Origin of the sequence: Rhodanobacter sp. 7MK24, from assembly GCF_014842995.1 — a bacterium.
Lineage (GTDB): Bacteria > Pseudomonadota > Gammaproteobacteria > Xanthomonadales > Rhodanobacteraceae > Rhodanobacter_A.
The window spans coordinates 85,993-103,526 of the sequence record NZ_JACYXL010000006.1; the positions used below are offsets into that span (position 1 = coordinate 85,993).

At 63.3% G+C, this 17,534-nt stretch carries 14 protein-coding genes; 12 read left to right on the forward strand and 2 right to left on the reverse strand.

The window, feature by feature from the left end; all coding sequences use genetic code 11:
* Positions 1-2: 2 nt before the first annotated feature.
* The 7 genes from IHE49_RS11455 to IHE49_RS11485 all read left to right on the forward strand — a co-directional run bounded on the left by IHE49_RS11455 (position 3) and on the right by IHE49_RS11485 (position 8,355).
* Complete coding sequence (locus IHE49_RS11455) at positions 3-2,171, forward strand: bifunctional (p)ppGpp synthetase/guanosine-3',5'-bis(diphosphate) 3'-pyrophosphohydrolase (RefSeq protein WP_192157956.1); 2,169 nt, start codon at positions 3-5, stop codon at positions 2,169-2,171.
* Positions 2,172-2,182: 11 nt separating this feature from the next.
* Positions 2,183-2,722 carry an isochorismatase family protein gene (locus IHE49_RS11460; RefSeq protein WP_192157958.1) on the forward strand — a complete coding sequence of 180 codons (540 nt, stop codon included), beginning with the start codon at positions 2,183-2,185 and terminating at the stop codon, positions 2,720-2,722.
* 65 nt (positions 2,723-2,787) lie between these two features.
* Positions 2,788-3,174, forward strand: coding sequence for a RidA family protein (locus IHE49_RS11465; protein ID WP_192157960.1), 387 nt, complete (start codon positions 2,788-2,790; stop codon positions 3,172-3,174).
* A gap of 16 nt (positions 3,175-3,190) precedes the next feature.
* Positions 3,191-5,290, forward strand: a complete 2,100-nt coding sequence (gene recG / locus IHE49_RS11470; RefSeq protein WP_192157962.1) for an ATP-dependent DNA helicase RecG — start codon at positions 3,191-3,193, stop codon at positions 5,288-5,290.
* Between the two features lie 221 nt (positions 5,291-5,511).
* The gene (locus IHE49_RS11475; RefSeq protein ID WP_192157964.1) at positions 5,512-6,444 is read left to right on the forward strand and encodes a nucleoside hydrolase; all 933 of its coding nucleotides are present in this window, start codon (positions 5,512-5,514) and stop codon (positions 6,442-6,444) included.
* A 58-nt stretch (positions 6,445-6,502) separates the two neighbouring features.
* Positions 6,503-6,748, forward strand: coding sequence for a type B 50S ribosomal protein L31 (locus tag IHE49_RS11480; RefSeq protein ID WP_192157966.1), 246 nt, complete (start codon positions 6,503-6,505; stop codon positions 6,746-6,748).
* A gap of 311 nt (positions 6,749-7,059) precedes the next feature.
* Complete coding sequence (locus IHE49_RS11485; protein WP_192157968.1) at positions 7,060-8,355, forward strand: citrate synthase; 1,296 nt, start codon at positions 7,060-7,062, stop codon at positions 8,353-8,355.
* A 140-nt stretch (positions 8,356-8,495) separates the two neighbouring features.
* Here IHE49_RS11485 and IHE49_RS11490 read toward each other — a convergent pair whose 3' ends face one another.
* Complete coding sequence (locus IHE49_RS11490) at positions 8,496-9,176, reverse strand: hypothetical protein (RefSeq protein WP_192157970.1); 681 nt, start codon at positions 9,174-9,176, stop codon at positions 8,496-8,498.
* A gap of 76 nt (positions 9,177-9,252) precedes the next feature.
* The gene (locus IHE49_RS11495) at positions 9,253-11,772 is read right to left on the reverse strand and encodes a penicillin-binding protein 1A (protein WP_192157972.1); all 2,520 of its coding nucleotides are present in this window, start codon (positions 11,770-11,772) and stop codon (positions 9,253-9,255) included.
* A 296-nt stretch (positions 11,773-12,068) separates the two neighbouring features.
* Between IHE49_RS11495 and IHE49_RS11500 the strand changes: the two genes are divergently transcribed.
* The 5 genes from IHE49_RS11500 to pilQ are packed head-to-tail and all read left to right on the forward strand — an operon-like array spanning position 12,069 to position 17,443.
* Positions 12,069-13,127, forward strand: coding sequence for a pilus assembly protein PilM (locus IHE49_RS11500; protein WP_343227574.1), 1,059 nt, complete (start codon positions 12,069-12,071; stop codon positions 13,125-13,127).
* Positions 13,127-13,960 (forward strand): PilN domain-containing protein, encoded by an 834-nt coding sequence (locus tag IHE49_RS11505; RefSeq protein WP_192157974.1) that lies wholly within the window; start codon positions 13,127-13,129, stop codon positions 13,958-13,960. Before IHE49_RS11500 ends, IHE49_RS11505 begins: the two co-directional genes overlap by 1 nt.
* Positions 13,960-14,622, forward strand: coding sequence for a type 4a pilus biogenesis protein PilO (gene pilO, locus IHE49_RS11510; RefSeq protein WP_192157975.1), 663 nt, complete (start codon positions 13,960-13,962; stop codon positions 14,620-14,622). Before IHE49_RS11505 ends, pilO begins: the two co-directional genes overlap by 1 nt.
* On the forward strand, positions 14,622-15,161 hold the full coding sequence (locus IHE49_RS11515; RefSeq protein ID WP_192157977.1) for a pilus assembly protein PilP: 540 nt from the start codon (positions 14,622-14,624) through the stop codon (positions 15,159-15,161). The genes pilO and IHE49_RS11515 overlap by 1 nt, the downstream gene beginning before the upstream one ends.
* A gap of 20 nt (positions 15,162-15,181) precedes the next feature.
* A complete protein-coding gene (gene pilQ, locus IHE49_RS11520) occupies positions 15,182-17,443 on the forward strand; it encodes a type IV pilus secretin PilQ (protein WP_225578389.1) in 2,262 nt (753 codons plus the stop codon).
* Positions 17,444-17,534: the final 91 nt, after the last annotated feature.

Here is a 17,534-nt window from a genome sequence, read left to right on the forward strand (position 1 = left end):
CGATGACCGCCGCCAGCACGCCAGTCGCCATCGATCCCGCCGTGCTGCCGCCCTATGTGCTGGTACTCAAAGGCCAGCTCGGTTACCTGCCGGAATCGCAAATCGAGCGCGTGCTGCGCGCGTTCCATATCGGCGCGCAGGCGCACGAAGGGCAAACCCGCAAGAGCGGTGAGCCCTACATCACCCATCCGGTGGCCGTGGCCGGCATTCTTGCCGAGCTGGGCATGGATGCCGAGACCATCATCGCGGCAATCCTGCACGATACGCTGGAAGACACCGCGCTCAGCCGCAGTGCGCTGGCCAGTGAGTTCGGCGAGACCGTGGCCGAGCTGGTGGATGGCGTCACCAAGCTGGACAAGATGCGCTTCGGCAGCCGCCAGGAGGCGGATGCGGAAAGCTTCCGCAAGATGCTGCTGGCGATGGCGCGCGATCTGCGCGTGATCCTCATAAAGCTTGCCGATCGTCTGCACAACATGCGCACGCTGGGCGCGAAAGATTCCGCCTCGCGTCGCCGCATTGCGCGCGAAACGCTGGAAATCTACGCACCCATCGCCCAGCGCCTGGGCATGAATGCGATCAAGGCCGAGCTGCAGGATCTGGGCTTCCGCGCGCTGCATCCGGATCGCTACCGTGTCATCAGCGAGCGCATCCGTGCCGCGCTGGGCAATCGGCGCGAGGCCATGGGCAAGATCGAGGCTGCGCTGTCGCAACGGCTGGCTACCGAACATTTGCCTTCGCGCGTGGTGGGCCGTATCAAGTCGCCGTGGAGCATCTATTCGAAGATGCGCCACGAGCACAAGAGCTTCGCCCAGCTGATGGACGTGTACGGCTTTCGCGTGGTGGTCGAAAGCGCATTGAACTGCTACATGGCGCTGGGCGTGGTGCACGGGCTGTACAAGCCGGTGGATCGGCGCTTCAAGGATTTCATCGCCATCCCCAAGGCGAACGGCTACCAGTCGCTGCACACCGTGCTGCTGGGGCCGTTCGGTGCGCCGATCGAGGTGCAGATCCGCACTGCCGAGATGGATTCGGTGGCCGAGCGCGGCGTGGCCGCGCATTGGGCCTACAAGACCGATTCCGGCCCGGCGAACAGTGCGCAGGCGCGCGCGCGCGAGTGGTTGTCCTCGCTGGCCGACAGCCAGGTCAATACGGCTTCGTCCAGCGAGTTCATCGAGAACGTCAAGATCGACCTGTTCCCCGACGAGGTCTATCTGTTCACGCCGCGCGGCGACATCCTCGCCTTGCCGCGCAATGCCACCGCGCTGGACTTCGCCTATGCCGTGCATACCGACGTGGGCGACCATGCGGTGGCCGCGCGCGTGGACAAGAAGCTGTTGCCGTTGCGCACGCGGTTGGAGTCGGGACAACTGGTGGAAATCATTACCGCGCCGTCGGCGGTGCCGAATCCGGCGTGGCTGGAGTCGGTGGTCACTGGCAAGGCGCGTACCGCGATCCGCCAATACCTGAAGCATCTGCAGCATGAGGACGCGGTGGACTTCGGCCATCGCATGCTCGACCGGGCGCTGGATGCGCGCGGCAGCAGTCTGGATGCGATCCCTTCCGACGTGCTCGATCGCTTCCTGCACGAAGCCCGGTTGAAGCGCCTGGAAGAGCTGTTGGCCGAAATCGCGCTGGGCAATCGCATGCCCGACGTGGTGGCGCGCCACCTGCTGGCATTGCGCGACGGGCAGTCCGATGACGCGACGCCGGGCGCCGGCATGGTGCTCGAGAAGATCCGTATCACCGGCGCCGAACGGGGTGTGCTCAGCTTTGCCAACTGCTGCCATCCGTTGCCGGGCGATGCGATCGTTGGCTATGTGTCGCCGGGCAAGGGCATCGTGGTGCATCGCGAGGAATGCCCGAACGTGGTCGAGTTGCGCAAGTCGCCCGAGCGCTGCGTGGATATCGAATGGGATCGCGACGTGCAGGGCGACTACCGTGCGGAGCTGCGCATCGAGGTCATCAACCGCCCCGGCGTGCTTGCCACCATCGCCGCGGCGATCGCCGCGGCCGACTCCAACATCGAGAACGTGGAATACGTCGAGCGCGATCTTGCCGCAGCCACCCTGCTGTTCGCCATCGAGGTGAAGAACCGCAAGCACCTCGCCGAGGTGATCCGTCGCGTGCGCCGCACCGGCGTGGTGAGCGGCGTCTACCGCTACCCGCTGTGATCGGCGGAGCCGTGACGCGTTCTGACTCCGTCGTACTGGTGATCGACCTGCAGCTTGGCGTGCTGGACGGCTGTTTCGACGTTGCCGGCGTGGTCGCGCATGCCGGAGCTCTCGTGGCGCGGGCGCGCCGCGAAGGCGTGCCGCTGCTGTGGGTGCAGCATGAAGAAGCGGAAATGCCGTACGGTAGCGCGGGATGGCAACTCATGCCGGGCCTTGTGCCAGCGCCTGGCGAGGCGATCATCCGCAAGACCTGCTGCGATGCCTTCGTCGATACGCCGTTGCACGATGTGCTTAAGAGCCTGGACGCGAAGCGGCTGGTGCTCGCCGGTGCGCAGAGCGATTACTGCATCCGGACCACGGCGCAACGCGCCGTTATCGAAGGCTATCCCGTCGTGCTGGTCAGCGATGCGCATACCGCGGCCGATGCCGTCTTCGGCGGCGTGGCGATCAGTGGCGAGCAGATTGTGGCGCACACCAATCGATCCATCGGTGGCCTGGCGTGTCCGCAGGTCACCGTCGACCTCGCCACGCACGATGCCGTGATGCTCTGAAGCCTGCGGCGAGCGGCAGGCTCGTTTAGACTGGCAGGCCTGAGTGCAGTTGCGAGGTGTCCGTCATGTCGTCCCGCCAGATCATTGCCACCACCCATGCCCCCGCCGCAATCGGCCCGTATTCGCAGGCTGTGTGTGCCGGCAACACCGTATATTTCTCCGGGCAGATTCCGCTCGACCCGGCCACCGGCAGCCTGGTCGGCGGCGATATCACGGCGCAGGCTCGACGCGTATTCGACAACCTGCTGGCGGTGGCGCAGGCAGCCGGCGGCTCGCTGGAGCAGATCGTGCGCGTGGGGATCTATGTTACCGACCTTGCCAACTTCGCCGAAGTGAATGCGGTGATGGCCGAGTATTTTCAGCAGCCGTATCCGGCGCGTTCCACCATCGAGGTTTCGGCGTTGCCAAAGGGCGCGCAGGTGGAAGTGGACGCGATCATGGTGCTGGGCTGATTCGCTTCCATCGACGATGAGTCTCGCCGCCGCAACGGATGCAGGCGCACAGCCTGTGACCAGGCTGACAGGCGTGGGGCCGGCGCTTGAAGCCCTGCTGCACAGGCTGGGGCTGGAGTGCCTGCAGGATCTGTGGTTCCACCTGCCGCTGCGCTACGAGGACCGTACACGCGTCACCGCAATCGCTGATTTGCGCGCAGGCCAAAGTGCGCAAGTGGTGGGCGTGGTCGAGGCGGTGGAGCGAGGCTTTCGTTATCGCCCGCAGTTGAAGGTGGCGATCTGCGATGACTCGCGGCAGACCCTGCAGCTGCGCTTCTTCCATTTCAACCGTGCGCAGGCCGAACAGCTTGCGCCAGGTGCGCGTTTGCTGTGTTTCGGTGAGGTGCGCCAGTCGGCGCAAGGCCTGGAGATGGTGCATCCCCAGTATCGTCGGCTCGGCGCCGCCGAGGCTGTTGCGGTGGAGGACAGGCTGAGCCCGGTCTATCCGGCCACCGAAGGATTGGGACAGCAGCGGCTGGCCGGCGTGATCGCCAAGGCGCTTGCCCTGTTGCCATCGGATTCGGCGCTGGAGCTGATTCCCCGCGACTTGTGCGCAACGCATGGCCTGGCCTCGTTGCGCGATGCGTTGCTCACCGTGCATCGGCCGCCGCCTGACGCCCGGCTGGACTTGCTGCTGGGTGGTCGCCATCCCGCGCAGCAGCGGTTGGCCTTCGAAGAATTGTTGACCCAGCACCTGAGTCTGAAACGTATGCGTGCGGCCGTGCAGAAGCGCAAAGCACCGCGACTGGCAGAGGCTGGCGGCCTGCGCGAGCAAATGCTCGAATCCTTGCCGTTCGCTCTCACGGCCGCCCAGCAGCGCGTGGATGCGGAAGTGCGGCGCGATCTTGCGCAGGCGCACCCGATGTTGCGCTTGGTGCAAGGCGACGTGGGCTCGGGAAAAACGGTAGTTGCCGCCTTTGCTGCCTTGGCTGCCGTGGAGTCCGGGCACCAAGTGGCGCTGATGGCGCCTACCGAACTGTTGGCCGAGCAACACCTGCGCAACTTTCGCCACTGGCTGACGCCCCTGGGCGTGGAGGTGGAATGGCTGGCCGGCAAGCAGCAGGGCAGGGCGCGCGATGCGGCGATGCGTCGCGTGGCCGATGGCGTTCCGATCACCGTGGGTACGCATGCGTTGATGCAGGAAGGCGTGCGCTTCGCGCGGCTGGGCCTGGTGATCGTGGACGAGCAGCACCGCTTCGGCGTGCAACAGCGGCTCGCGCTGCACGACAAAGGCGCCGACCACGCGCGCGGCGAGGTGCCGCACCAGCTGGTACTCACCGCCACGCCGATTCCTCGGACGCTGGCGATGAGTGCCTATGCCGATCTCGACGTTTCCACCATCGACGAATTGCCGCCCGGCCGCACACCGGTGCAGACGGTTGCGGTGTCCAACGCGCGCCGCGCCGAAGTGGTCGAGCGCATCCGCGTCGCCTGCGCGGAAGGCAGGCAGGCGTACTGGGTCTGCACGTTGATCGAGGAATCCGAGCAGTTGCGCGCGCAGGCCGCCGAGGTGGCGCACGCGGAACTCTCTGCCGCACTTGCAGACTGCAGGGTGGGCCTGGTCCACGGCCGCCTGAAGCCCAAGGACAAGCAGGCGGTAATGGATGCCTTCAAGGCCGGTGAGCTTGTCGCTCTGGTTGCCACCACGGTGATCGAGGTGGGCGTGGACGTGCCGAACGCCAGCCTGATGGTGATCGAGAACTCCGAGCGCCTTGGACTGGCCCAGTTGCATCAATTGCGCGGACGCGTGGGGCGCGGCGCCGTGGCTTCGAACTGTGTGCTGCTGTACCAGCCGCCGCTGGGTCAGCTTGCGCGCGAGCGTTTGGCCGTGATGCGTGAAACCAACGACGGTTTCCGCATCGCCGAAAAGGATCTGGAACTGCGTGGCCCGGGGGAAGTGCTAGGTACGCGGCAGACCGGCCAGCTTGGCTTTCGCATCGCCGACCTGGCGCGCGACGCGCATTTGCTGCCTGCCGTGCAACAGGTGGGCGAGCGCCTGCTGGCCGAACATCCGCGCGAAGCGGATCTGCTGATCGCGCGGTGGATCGGCGGCGCGGCGCGCTACGCACGGGCGTGATTTTTGCGATCATCCCTGACCGCGGAAAAATCGCCCGGAGCGATTTTTGGCATCGCGCGAGCGATGGCCTAAAGGGCGGCCGCCAAGGATGGTGGTGGCAGGACCAACGGGTGGCTGTCCCTGGTCCCGCTTTTCCACACCTTTGCGCTCATCCTTGATCGCGAAGATCAAACAAGCAGCCATCCTTGGCTGCACTTTTCAATTCTTGTGAATATCCATCTATGAGCAAGCCGCTACTGCTGATCGACACTGACCCCGGCGTGGACGATGCGCTGGCCATCCTGATGGCGCACGCGCATGCCGACATCGTGGCGTTGAGCGTCGCCGCCGGAAACGTTGGCCTGGCCCATACCGTGCGCAATGCACGCACTTTGCGAGACCTGCTTGGTGCCACGTTCCCGGTGTTCCCCGGTTGTGCCACGCCCCTGGTGCGCACGCCGGACGAGGACGCCGCCTTCGTGCACGGCGTGGACGGTCTTGGCGACGTGGGTTTTCCCGAGCCGAAGGCGGCGGCGGAAGGCGAGGCCGCCGCGCTGGCCTTGCTGCGACTCACCCGCGAGCTTCCCGGCCAGCTGACCCTGGTCGCGCTGGCGCCGCTGACCAACCTCGCGTTGGCGTTGAGGCTCGACCCAACCTTGCCGCAACGAGTGAAACGGCTGGTGGTGATGGGCGGCGCGGTGACCGGCCACGGCAACACCGGCAAAGTACCCGCCGAGTTCAACGTGGGCTTCGATCCCGAGGCTGCACACGTGGTGTTCGAGGCTTTTCCCGCGTTCGACCTGGTCGACTGGGAGGCCACGTTGCGCCACGGTTTCGATGACGCCGAGTTCGATGATTGGATCGCAGCCGGCGACCATCGCGCAAGGTTTTTCGAGCAGGTATTCCGCACCGCGCGCGACTACAACGCCACGCATGATCGCAACGGCGTGGTTGCCGCCGATGCGCTGGCGATGGCGGTCGCGATCGATCCCTCCATCGTCGTGCGCAGCGAGACGCGTGCGGTGGCCGTCGAGCTGGATGGTCGCCTCACCCGCGGCGCCACCGTGGTGGATTGGGCCAAGCGGTTAGGGCGGCCCGCGCAAGCGCGCATCGTACTGGAGGTGGATCAGGCGCGGTTCGCGGCGATGGTGCGCAAGGCCGTTGGCGCGGCTTGACGCACTGCCGCGTAGCTCGTTACACTTGCTCTCTTTTCACGTTGCAATAGAGCCCGTCATGAAGCCCGATATCCATCCGAATTACCGCCAGGTGGTGTTCCAGGATCTGTCGTCCGACTTCGCGTTCCTGACGCGTTCGACGATTGCCGCCAAGGACACTGTCAAGTGGGAAGATGGCAACGAGTATCCGCTGATCAAGGTGGATATCTCCAGCCATTCGCATCCGTTCTATACCGGCAAGCAGAAGACGCTGGACGTCGGCGGCCGCGTCGACAAGTTCCGCAAGCGTTACGCGCAGAAGTAAGCGCGTTTCGCGGCTGCCGCATCGCGGCGGCTTGAAGCATTCATGCACGGGGCAGGCAATGGCCTGCCCCGTGTGTTTTTGCGTCTGTCATTCCAGATCAGCGCCCTTCGGCCTTCGCCGGCGTGGTATCAGCCGCCCCAGGCGATTTTTGCATTCGTCGTACGACCATCCGCGAACGCATGGCTATTGGCCGTTGTGTGATAATGCGTGGATTGCATCGCGACATTCCCTGGCCGCGATGCCTGTTCCCCCTCGTCAATCGGTGATGCCACGCGCCTCCGGTTGGCGCGACCCACGCTAAGGAGGTTCCCGTGTCCGATCCCAAGACTGTCAAGCTGGTGGACGAGTCGACCCAGCGCAGCAGCACCATGCCGCTGGTTTCCGGCACCCTTGGTCCGGCCTGCATCGACATCAGCACGCTGTACAAGGACACCGGTCACTTCACCTACGACGTCGGCTACGGCTCGACCGCGAGCACCAAGAGCGCGATCACCTACATCGACGGCGACCAGGGCGTATTGCTGTATCGCGGCTACCCCATCGAGCAACTGGCCGAGAAATCCAACTTCCTCGAAGTGGCTTACCTGCTGCTCAACGGCGAGCTGCCGAAGCAGGACGAGTTCGCCGCTTTCGAAAACCAGATCACGCATCACACGATGATGCACGAGTCCCTGAAGAACTTCTTCCAGGGCTTCCACCACGACGCGCACCCGATGGCGATGCTGGCCGCCGCGGTGGCTTCGCTGTCGGCGTTCTACCATGACGATCTCGACGTCGAGGATCCGGCCGACCGCAAGCTGGCCGCAATCCGCCTGATCGCGAAGATGCCGACCATCGCGGCAGCCTGCTACCGTTATTCCATCGGTTGGCCGTTCCGCTACCCGCGCAACAATCTCGAATACGTCGATCGCTTCCTGCACATGATGTTCGAAGTGCCGAGCGAACCGCTGACGATGAGTCCGGTGGCTGCCAAGGCGCTGGATCTGCTGTTCATCCTGCACGCCGACCACGAGCAGAACGCCTCGACCTCGACCGTGCGCCTGGTCGGCTCCACCGGCGCCAACCCGTACGCCTCCATCGCCGCGGGCATCACCGCGCTGTGGGGTCCGGCGCACGGCGGCGCCAACGAGGCGGTGCTGAAGATGCTGGAAGAGATCGGCACGCCGGACAAGGTGGAAACTGCGGTCAAGCGCGCTAAGGACAAGAACGACAGCTTCCGCCTGATGGGCTTCGGTCACCGCGTCTACAAGAACTTCGATCCGCGCGCGAAGATCATCCGCGAGATGTGCCACAAGGTGCTGGCCGAGCTGGGAGTCAACGACCCGCTGCTGGACGTTGCGATGAAGCTGGAAGAGGCGGCGCTGAAGGACGAGTACTTCGTCGAGCGCAAGCTGTACCCCAACGTGGATTTCTACTCCGGCATCATCTACAAGGCACTGGGGATCCCCACCGAGATGTTCACCGTGATGTTCGCCATCGCGCGCACCGCCGGCTGGATCTCGCACTGGATCGAGCAGCATGAGACCCCCGGCTCGCGCATCGGCCGTCCGCGCCAGATCTACACCGGTGCAGGCGTGCGCGACTACCTGGCTTCCGGCAATCGTTGATCCACGCTGGCAACGCTACGCGAAATGCCCCGGCATGCCGGGGCGTTTTTTTGTATGGGTGATCATGGGCTTCTTTGAAAGGGCAGCCATGAATGGCTGCCCGTTTGACTCCCGCGATCAGGGATGGTCGCAAACCATGCCTACGCGCGGCGTGTCGCGTTCGCCAGCATGCGTTCCAACTCGTCCATGCCGTCGCCTTCGGCCAACAGTTCTTCCACGGCGGCCAAGGCGGCGCGACGCATCGGCTTCTCGTCGATCCGGTTCAATGGTGCCTGGCGCAGTGCATTGTGCGGCAGAACGGTGAGGTCAAACGGCAGTGCGTCGGCGGCGAACAGCAGCACCGGGAATTCGGCTTGTTCTTCGCGGCTGGTGCGCAGGCGACGCGTCTGCATCTCGAACGGCACGCCGTGTTCGTGCAGGTGACGAGGCACGGCGTCGGGATCGTCGCTGAACACGTGGAGACAGACTGCTGAATGGGCGTCGGCGGTGCCATCGAGCACGGCGCCGACGAGGCGCGGCTCAAAGCGGGCAAGGAAACGCATCGCTTCCACGGCCGCTTCTCGCCGCTCCTGCAGCAATCGTGGCTGGCTGCTGGCCTGGAACAGGCGCTGGTGCTCGCGTAGCGCCTGCTCGATTTCCTGGTTGCGGGGCAGCGCCTGCTCGTCGAGGATGCCCAGCCGTTCGGCGGCCTTGAGCTTGGCGCGATGGAAATCGCGGATGCCGTGCTCGCTCATCAGGCGGGCGGCCTCCTGTGCCACGCGCAACCGGTTGCGCTGCTGGCGGTCGCTAGCATGGATGCGGTGGTGTTCGCCTCGTGCCATGTCTGATCCTCCGCCGCTTGCGCCGTCAGACTAGCGCAAGCAATGGAGAGTGCAAAACTGCAGTGGGCTATCAGGATCAGAAGATGTTGTAGGGATTCTGCTGTTCCTGCTGCTGGGTTGCCTGGTTGCGCAGGCGATCCACGTCCTCGACCTTGAAGAATTCGTTCATGCTGTTCGGATCGTCCGGCGTGGTGGGCAGGCCACTGTCACGATTGATCGGCACGGTGGCAATGCCGGGCGGCATCGGCAGCGAGTTCAACGGCTGGCCCTTGAGTGCCGTGCCCATGTAATCCATCCAGATCGGCAGTGCCGCTTTGGCGCCGAACTCGCCATGGCCCAGCGAGCCGTAGTTGTCGAAGCCCACCCACACCGCGGTGGAGACATCACCGTTGAAGCCCAGGAACCAGGCGTCGCGGAAGTCGTTGCTGGTGCCGGTCTTGCCGGCAAGGTCCGCCCGATCCAGCGACTTGGCCGCAAAGCCGGTGCCGCGCAGAATCACGTCCTTCATCAGCGAGGTGACCAGGAAGTCGGTGCGCGGACCGAGCACGTGCGGCGCAAGTACGGGGGCCTGTGCGTCGCCAGCGTTGGCCGGCAGAGTGTCCACGCCGGAATCGTCGCTGCTCGCTGCGCTGGCGGGAGTTGCAGCGCTGGCGTTGTCGGCGATCTGGTTGATCGTGTGTTTGCCCATGTCCGCAGGCGGAGGGCCGGGCGGAGCGTTTTCCAGCAGGCGCGCCTGGCATTCGCGGCAAGCGCGTGCAGGGTTCGCGATGTAGATCGCCTTGCCGTCGCGATCGTCGATTTCGCTGATGAAATACGGCGTGACCAGGTAGCCGCCATTGGCAAACACCGCGTAGCCGCGCGCCATGTTGATCGGCGATGTCGAGGCGGTGCCAAGCGCCATCGACAGGTTGGCCGGCAGTGCATCGAGCGGAAAGCCAAAGCGCGTGATGAAATCACGCGCGTAGCGGATGCCGATGGCATCGAGCAGCCGGATCGAGACAAGGTTTTTCGACTGTACCAATGCTTCGCGCAGGCGCATCGGGCCGGCGAACTTGTCGTCGTCGTTGCTTGGCGTCCACAGGCCGCCGGGTTTTGAGGGATCAGGCAGCGCCAGTGGCGCGTCGTTGATGATCGAGGCCGGCGTGAAGCCATGGTCGAACGCCGCCGAGTACAGATAGGGCTTGAAGCTGGAGCCTGGCTGTCGGGCTGCCATCACCGCGCGATTGAACTTGCTGCGGGTGAAGTTGAAGCCGCCCACCAGAGCCTCGATCGCGCCGTCTTCCGGGCGGATCGAAGCCAGTGCGCCCTGTACGGCTGGAATCTGCGCGAGTTGCCAGGCCCCCTTGTCGTCCCGCGACACGCGGACGATGTCGCCGCGCTTGAGTACGGCGTCCACTTGTGCGGGTGCCGCCCCGGAGCGGCTCTCGTTGATATACGGATGTGCCCATGCGATGGCGGCGCGGTCCAGGCTTACGCTCTGGCCGTCGACGGTGACAACGGTGGCGGAGTCGGTGGAGCTGGCGGAGACGATGCCCGGTTCGAGGCCGGAAACGTTGGTGTAGCCGGCGAGCGCGTGCACGCAGTCCTGGGTGCTGGCGTCGGCGGCCAGGTCCTGATGCGCTTCCGGGCCGCGCCAACCATGGCGCATGTCGTAGTCGATCAGCCCTTTGCGCACCGCATCCGTCGCGGCCAGCTGATCGGCGGCCTGGATGGTGGTCTTTACCACGTATCCTTCGGTAAGCGCATCGTTGCCGAGGCGGTCAAGCACCTGTCGGCGCACCATCTCGGCGAGGTAGGGTGCGTCCACCTGGATCGGCACTTCGTGCGGTGCGGCATCGTTCGGTTCGGCGAGCGCCGCCTGGTATTGCGCGTCGGTGATATAGCGATGCCGCAGCATCTCGCCCAGCACCCAATTGCGCCGCGCCAGCAGGCGTGCCTGATTGTTCAGCGGATTCACCACCGAAGGCGACTGGAAAGTGGAGGCGATGGCCGCGCTCTGCGCGATGGTGAGCTGATCCAGCGTCTTGCCGTAATAATACGAACTGGCTGCGGCCACGCCGTATGACCGGTGGCCCAGGAACATCTTGTTGAGGTAGAGCTCCAGGATCTGGTCCTTGCTCAGTTCCTGCTCTATGCGCAGCGCGGTGAATATCTCGATCAACTTCCGCGAATAGAGTTTTTGCGGACTGAGGAAGAAGTTGCGCGCCACTTGCTGGGTAATGGTGGAGCCGCCTTGCACCTTGTCGCCACCGGCAAGGATCACGTGCCATCCCGCGCGCGCTATGCCGCGCCAATCGACGCCAGGGTGGTGGTAGAAGTCGGCATCTTCCGCGGACAGCACGGCATGCTTGAGGTTGTCGGGCACATTGGCGATGGCCACCGGGATGCGCCGCGTCTCCCCGAAGCTGGCGATCAGCTTGCCGTCGGCGCTTTCCACGCGCAGCGGCACCTGCATGTGGTAATCCTTCAGCTGTGCCACCTGGGGCAGCCGGGGAGCCACCAGCCAGTACGCCACGCCCACTGCGAGCACCGCCAACAGAAAACCCGAAAACGCCAGGATCAGTGCCCAGCGAAGCAGACGCTTGAGAATACGCATGTTTGGCGGATGGCCCATGTCGAGACCCGGCAGAGTATAGAGGTTGTGTCGCAAGCCACCCCGGACCAGCATATCTTTGGGTGCAGGGCGATCCGGGACGCAACATCGTGCGTTCGGCGCGGAATGGGGCCCCAGTCACACCCCAAAAAGGGCGTTGACCTAAATGTGGGCGCCATCACGGGAAATACTTGAAAAAAATGCGGCAGGCCATTGCGGGGGCGTTAATTTTTCGATCTAATGCCGTCGCGGATCGGCCGGAAATCCGGTCTGCCGCCCAGGGGCAAAGGGGGAACACCGTGGGGCTCTTCACACCCAAGAAGCCGGCGCTGATCGGCGTCGATATCAGCTCGACCGCCGTCAAGTTGCTGGAACTAAGCCAGTCGGGCGGCCGCTACCGCGTGGAGCACTACGCGGTCGAACCGTTGCCGCCGAACGCCGTGGTCGAAAAGAACATTGTCGAGGTCGAGGCGGTAGGCGAAGCAATCCGCCGTGCGCTCGCGCGTTCTGGTTCCAAGATCAAGCACGCGTCCGCCGCGGTGGCTGGCTCGGCAGTGATCACCCGTATCATCCCGATGCCGAGCGAACTGACCGAGGATGATCTGGAAGGCCAGATCCAGGTCGAGGCGAACCAATACATCCCCTACCCGATCGAGGAAGTGAGCCTCGATTTCGAAGTGTTGGGCCCGGTGCGCGACAACCCCGAGATGAACAGCGTCCTGCTCGCGGCCTCACGCACGGAAAATGTGGACATGCGCGTGGCCGCGCTGGAGCTGGGTGGCCTGACCGCCAAGGTGGTTGACGTGGAGGCTTTCGCGATGGAGAACGCCTTCGCGCTGCTCACCGATCAGCTCAACGTGGGTCGCGATGCGCTGGTGGCGGTGGTGGACGTGGGTGCAACCATGACCACGCTGTCGGTGCTGCGCAACCAGCGCACGATCTATTCGCGCGAACAGGTGTTCGGCGGCAAGCAGCTCACCGACGAAATCATGCGCCGCTACGGGCTCTCCTACGAGGAGGCCGGCCGTGCCAAGCGTAAGGGTGGCCTGCCGGAGTCCTACCAGAGCGAGGCGCTCGAGCCGTTCAAGGAATCGCTGGTGCAGCAGGTCAGCCGCCTGTTGCAGTTCTTCTTCGCTGGCAGCGAATACAGCAAGGTCGATCAGGTGGTCCTGGCCGGCGGTTGCGCGACCATCGACGGCATCGCCCGGATGCTGGAGGAACACATCGGCGTGCCTTGCGTGGTGGCAAACCCGCTGGCGCGCATGTCGATGTCGCCCAAGGTGCAGGGGCAGTCGTTGTCCCAGGATGCGCCGGCGCTGATGGTCGCGGTCGGCTTGGCACTGAGGAGTTTCGACTGATGGCACACGTCAACCTCCTTCCGTGGCGCGCCGAGCGCCGCAAGCTGCGCGAGCGCGAATTCTATGGGCAGCTTGGTGCTGCCTTCGTGGCCGGCCTCGGCTTCGTATTGTTGTGGGCGCTCTGGATGGGCGCGCGCATCGACAACCAGAACGACCGCAACACGATCCTGCAGGGAGAGATCAAGCAGCTCGATGTGAAGATCGACAAGATCAAGGAGCTGGACAAGGTGCGCGACCACCTCCTTGCGCGCAAGCAGATCATCGAGCAGTTGCAGGCTGATCGTTCGAAGATGGTGCATCTGTTCGACGAGTTGGTGAAGACGATACCCAATAGTGTGCGTCTCACCGCGTTGAAGCAGGCCGGTGACACTATGTCGCTGGATGGTGTGGCGCAATCCAACGCCAACGTCGCCGAATACATGCGCAACATCGAGGTTTCGCCGTGGATGGGGCACGTGGATCTGCGCAGTACCGTCAACACCCACGACTCCTCTCGCACACCCTATAGTTTTGGCCTGAGCGTAGGTTTGGGCAAGCCGAAGGTCGACGATGCTAGTTCTCCGGCTGGCGCCAGTTCGGTTGCGGAACCGGCCCATGCGGGCAGCGCAGCAGCGTTAGCTCCGGTATCCACACCTGCTATGCCAAAACCCCCTGTTGCCAAGACGCAGGCAGAGCGTGCGCAAGTTGAAGTAGAAGTAAAGGCGTTAGATGCTGGGTCCAAGAACCCAAATAACTCTCCCGCTGAACGCGCCAGACTCAGTGCCATGGCCAGAGCACTAGAAGACGCACAGACGTTACCGAACCCCGGGACGATTACAGGAGGGAACAAGTAATGAAGTTCCTCCAAGATTTGAAGAGTCTCGATCGCAACAACGTCGGAGGCTGGCCTAACTCGGTGAAGACTTTCTTCACTGTGCTGCTGTTTCTGTTGGTGGTGCTTGTGGGTTGGTACTCCTACGTCAGCGGTCAGCAGGACGAGTTGACTTCGCTGGCTGGGAAGGAAGACCAACTCAAGCAGGAATTCAGCACCAAGCAGGCCAAGGCGGTGAATCTCGACGCGTTGCAGCACCAGCTCGACGAGATGAAGGACATGTTGCGCCAACTGCTGCGTCAGTTACCCAGCCGGACCGAAATGCCGGAGTTACTGATTGACGTTTCGCAAACCGCATTGGCCGCAGGCCTTCAAGTGGATTCCTTTACTCCCCAACCCGAGGTGCCGAAGGACTTCTACGCTGAGAAGCCTATCGAGCTGAGGATGGTAGGTACCTACCATCAGTTTGGCACCTTCATCAGCGGCGTGGCCTCGCTGCCCCGTGTGGTGATCCTGACCATGCACGACGTGGCGCTTACGCCCGAGCACGGCTCCAAGAACGGCACCTCCCAGGACGGCGTGCTGGTGTTGCAGGGAACGGTGAAGACATATCGTTATCTGGATGAGGACGAGGCCGCTGCAGCCGCAAAGGGTTCAAATAATAAAGCGGGAGGGCGCAACTGATGAAGCTGTCCACCGCCATGAAACCGGTCACGTTGTTGCAGATCTCGCTACTGTTGGCCGCCGCGCTGATGCTGGGGGGGTGTACTCGCGGTACTTCCGATCTGCGCGAATGGATTTCTCAGCAGAAAGCCAAGAAAGGCGAACCGATTCCGCCACTGCCGGTCATCAAGACCTTCGAGACTTTCACTTACGCAGACCAAGACCAACGCGATCCGTTCGGTCCTAGCGCTATCGAGCAGGACTCGGCCGCAACCAACGGGCCACGGCCGGACAAGGATCGCCCCAAGCAGCCGTTGGAATTTTTCGCACTGGACAGCCTGAAAATGGTTGGCACCATTGGTGCAGGCGTAGGCACCGTGGCGTTAGTGAAAGACCCTGGTGGTGTAATCCATCAAGTGCACAACGGCGAATACATAGGCCAGAACTACGGTCGCGTCACTGCGGTCAGCGACGACCACATCGACCTGACCGAACTGGTATCCAACGGCAATGGCGGCTGGATGGAGCGTTCGGCCAGCCTCGCGCTCGGCGATAAATAGGGGACACAGGGGCTGATGCAATGAGCAACCACATTCAATCCGTCCGGGGCCGGGTCATGCGCCACGCCATTCGTAGTCTCCTTTCGCTGCTGCTGCTCGCCGGTGTAGGCTTCAGCCAGTCGGTACTGGCTGCCGACACCAACACGCTGAAGGACATCAGCTACACTGCGCAAGCCGGCGGCAGCGTGCAATTGCACCTGAACTTCACCGGAGCGGTGCCGCAGCCGCGCATCTTCACCACGGACAACCCCGCGCGTATCGCCATTGATTTTGCCGACACCGGTACCACTGCACAGCGGCATACGGACATCGGTCAAGGGGCAACTTCGGGCGTGTCCGCGGTGTCTGTGGCAGGCCGTACTCGCGTGATCGTGGAACTGATGCGTCCGGCGTCCTATCAGTCGGCGGTCGAAGGCGACAGCCTGGTGTTGACTGTGGCAGGCAGCAGCGGTAGATCGCAGGCGACATCTGTGCCAGCGCAGCGCAATGTTACCACCGCAGCGATCATCGACCCCTCCAAGCACCTGCCAGCTGCAATCGATGGCGCCATTAGCGTCACCAATATCGATTTTCGTCGCGGTTCCAACGGTCAGGGTCGAGTGCTGATCAATTTCAATGGTCCGGGAGCCGATGCGCAGATGCGCACGATCGGCGATAAGGTCATGGTTACCATCCCTAATGCCAATGTGCCTGCCAACCTTACACAGCGGCTTGACACGATGGACTTCGCCACGCCGGTACAGTCCATCACCACTCGTGTCGGTGCTGGTGGAGGAGTCCAGATAACGATCTCTACCAAGGGCGTGGTTGATAATTCGGCCTATCAGGAAGGCAACCAGTACGTAGTGGAAGTGGCTTCGAAGAAAGGCAGCGCCGTTGCTGTGGGCGCAAGCTTGGCTGCGTTAGATCAGCACCCTGCCTACAATGGCAAGCGTGCCACCTTCAACTTCCAAGACATCCCGGTGCGCTCGGTGCTGCAGCTGATTGCCGACACCTCGGGCCTCAATATTGTGGCTGCGGACAGTGTCACAGGTAACATTACCCTGCGCTTGGTGAACGTGCCGTGGGATCAGGCGTTGGATGTGATTCTGCGCGCTAAGGGACTCGACAAGCGTCAGGATGGCAACGTGATCTGGGTGGCTCCCCAGGAGGAGCTTGCTAAGTACGAGGAAGATGTCGCTACGGCACGCATGAAAGCTGAGGACAATGCGCCGCTAGTCACCACCTACATTCCGATCAGCTATGGGAAGGCGGCTGACATCGCCAAGCTGCTGACTACGGGCAGCTTGCAGGGCATGGGCGGCGGTTCGTCTGGCAACAATACAGCCCACGGCTTCTTGTCCGCACGCGGCAGCGTTTCCTCCGACGACCGCACAAATACTCTGTTGCTCAACGACACCGCTGACAAAACAGAGCAGATTCGCAAGCTGGTCGCCGTGCTGGACAGGCCGGTGCAGCAGGTGTTGATCGAATCGCGTATCGTGATCGCCACTGACAGCTTTACCCGCCAGTTGGGTGTGCAGTGGGGTGCGTATGCGCAGCGTGTCAATCCCAGTGGGCAGGTCATTCAAACGGGCGGTGGCGCAGGTGGCACTACTTTAGGTTGGACCACGCCCGGCAGTACCACCAGCGGCTCCGCTAGCACAACGGGTGCATCTACCAACCCTGGCCTCAACGTAAATCTCCCGCAATCCACTTCATCCCCTGCCGGTACGCTGGGCTTCGCCATCCTCGGCAAGAACTACGCGCTGGATCTGGAGCTGTCGGCGGCGCAGACCGAAGGCAACAGCGAAACCATCGCCAGTCCGCGCGTGATTACCGCGAACCAGCAGGAGGCTGTGATCCGCCAGGGCCAGGAAATCGGCTACGTCACCTATCAGGGCGGCGCCGGTTCCAGCGCGAGTACCGGCACGGCCACGGTGCAGTTCAAGGACGCCGTGCTGCAGCTCAAGGTGACGCCCACCATTACTGCGGATAACCGCGTGTACCTCGCGATCAATGTCAACAAGGATACGCTTGCCCAGTTCCTGCAGACGCCGCAGGGCCAGGTGCCGGAAATCAACACCCAGTCGGTGAACACCTCGGTCCTGGTGGACAACGGTCAGACGGTGGTGCTCGGCGGCATCTACGAAGTCGACAAGAGCAACACGGTGACCAAGGTGCCAGGCCTCGGCGACATCCCTGTCCTCGGCATTCTGTTCCGTACCACCAGCCGCAACGACAGCAAGGCGGAACTGCTGATCTTCGTGACTCCGCGCATCCTCAACGATTCGCTGCAATAAGGGGTTGCGCATCGAGCGATGCGGAAAGAGGCGGCCTTGGCCGCCTCTTTCCTTTTGTGCGCCTGAACGCTGCTTAGGGGGGATTAAACTT

Excerpts from the sequence above, each read along its gene's own strand:
- IHE49_RS11455 (WP_192157956.1), top strand. The coding sequence starts at position 3 with ATGACCGCCGCCAGCACGCCAGTCGCCATCGATCCCGCCGTGCTGCCG.
- IHE49_RS11465 (WP_192157960.1), top strand. The coding sequence starts at position 2,788 with ATGTCGTCCCGCCAGATCATTGCCACCACCCATGCCCCCGCCGCAATC.
- recG (WP_192157962.1), top strand. The coding sequence starts at position 3,191 with ATGAGTCTCGCCGCCGCAACGGATGCAGGCGCACAGCCTGTGACCAGG.
- IHE49_RS11475 (WP_192157964.1), top strand. The coding sequence starts at position 5,512 with ATGAGCAAGCCGCTACTGCTGATCGACACTGACCCCGGCGTGGACGAT.
- IHE49_RS11480 (WP_192157966.1), top strand. The coding sequence starts at position 6,503 with ATGAAGCCCGATATCCATCCGAATTACCGCCAGGTGGTGTTCCAGGAT.
- IHE49_RS11490 (WP_192157970.1), bottom strand. The coding sequence starts at position 9,176 with ATGGCACGAGGCGAACACCACCGCATCCATGCTAGCGACCGCCAGCAG.
- IHE49_RS11495 (WP_192157972.1), bottom strand. The coding sequence starts at position 11,772 with ATGCGTATTCTCAAGCGTCTGCTTCGCTGGGCACTGATCCTGGCGTTT.
- IHE49_RS11505 (WP_192157974.1), top strand. The coding sequence starts at position 13,127 with ATGGCACACGTCAACCTCCTTCCGTGGCGCGCCGAGCGCCGCAAGCTG.
- pilO (WP_192157975.1), top strand. The coding sequence starts at position 13,960 with ATGAAGTTCCTCCAAGATTTGAAGAGTCTCGATCGCAACAACGTCGGA.
- IHE49_RS11515 (WP_192157977.1), top strand. The coding sequence starts at position 14,622 with ATGAAGCTGTCCACCGCCATGAAACCGGTCACGTTGTTGCAGATCTCG.
- pilQ (WP_225578389.1), top strand. The coding sequence starts at position 15,182 with ATGAGCAACCACATTCAATCCGTCCGGGGCCGGGTCATGCGCCACGCC.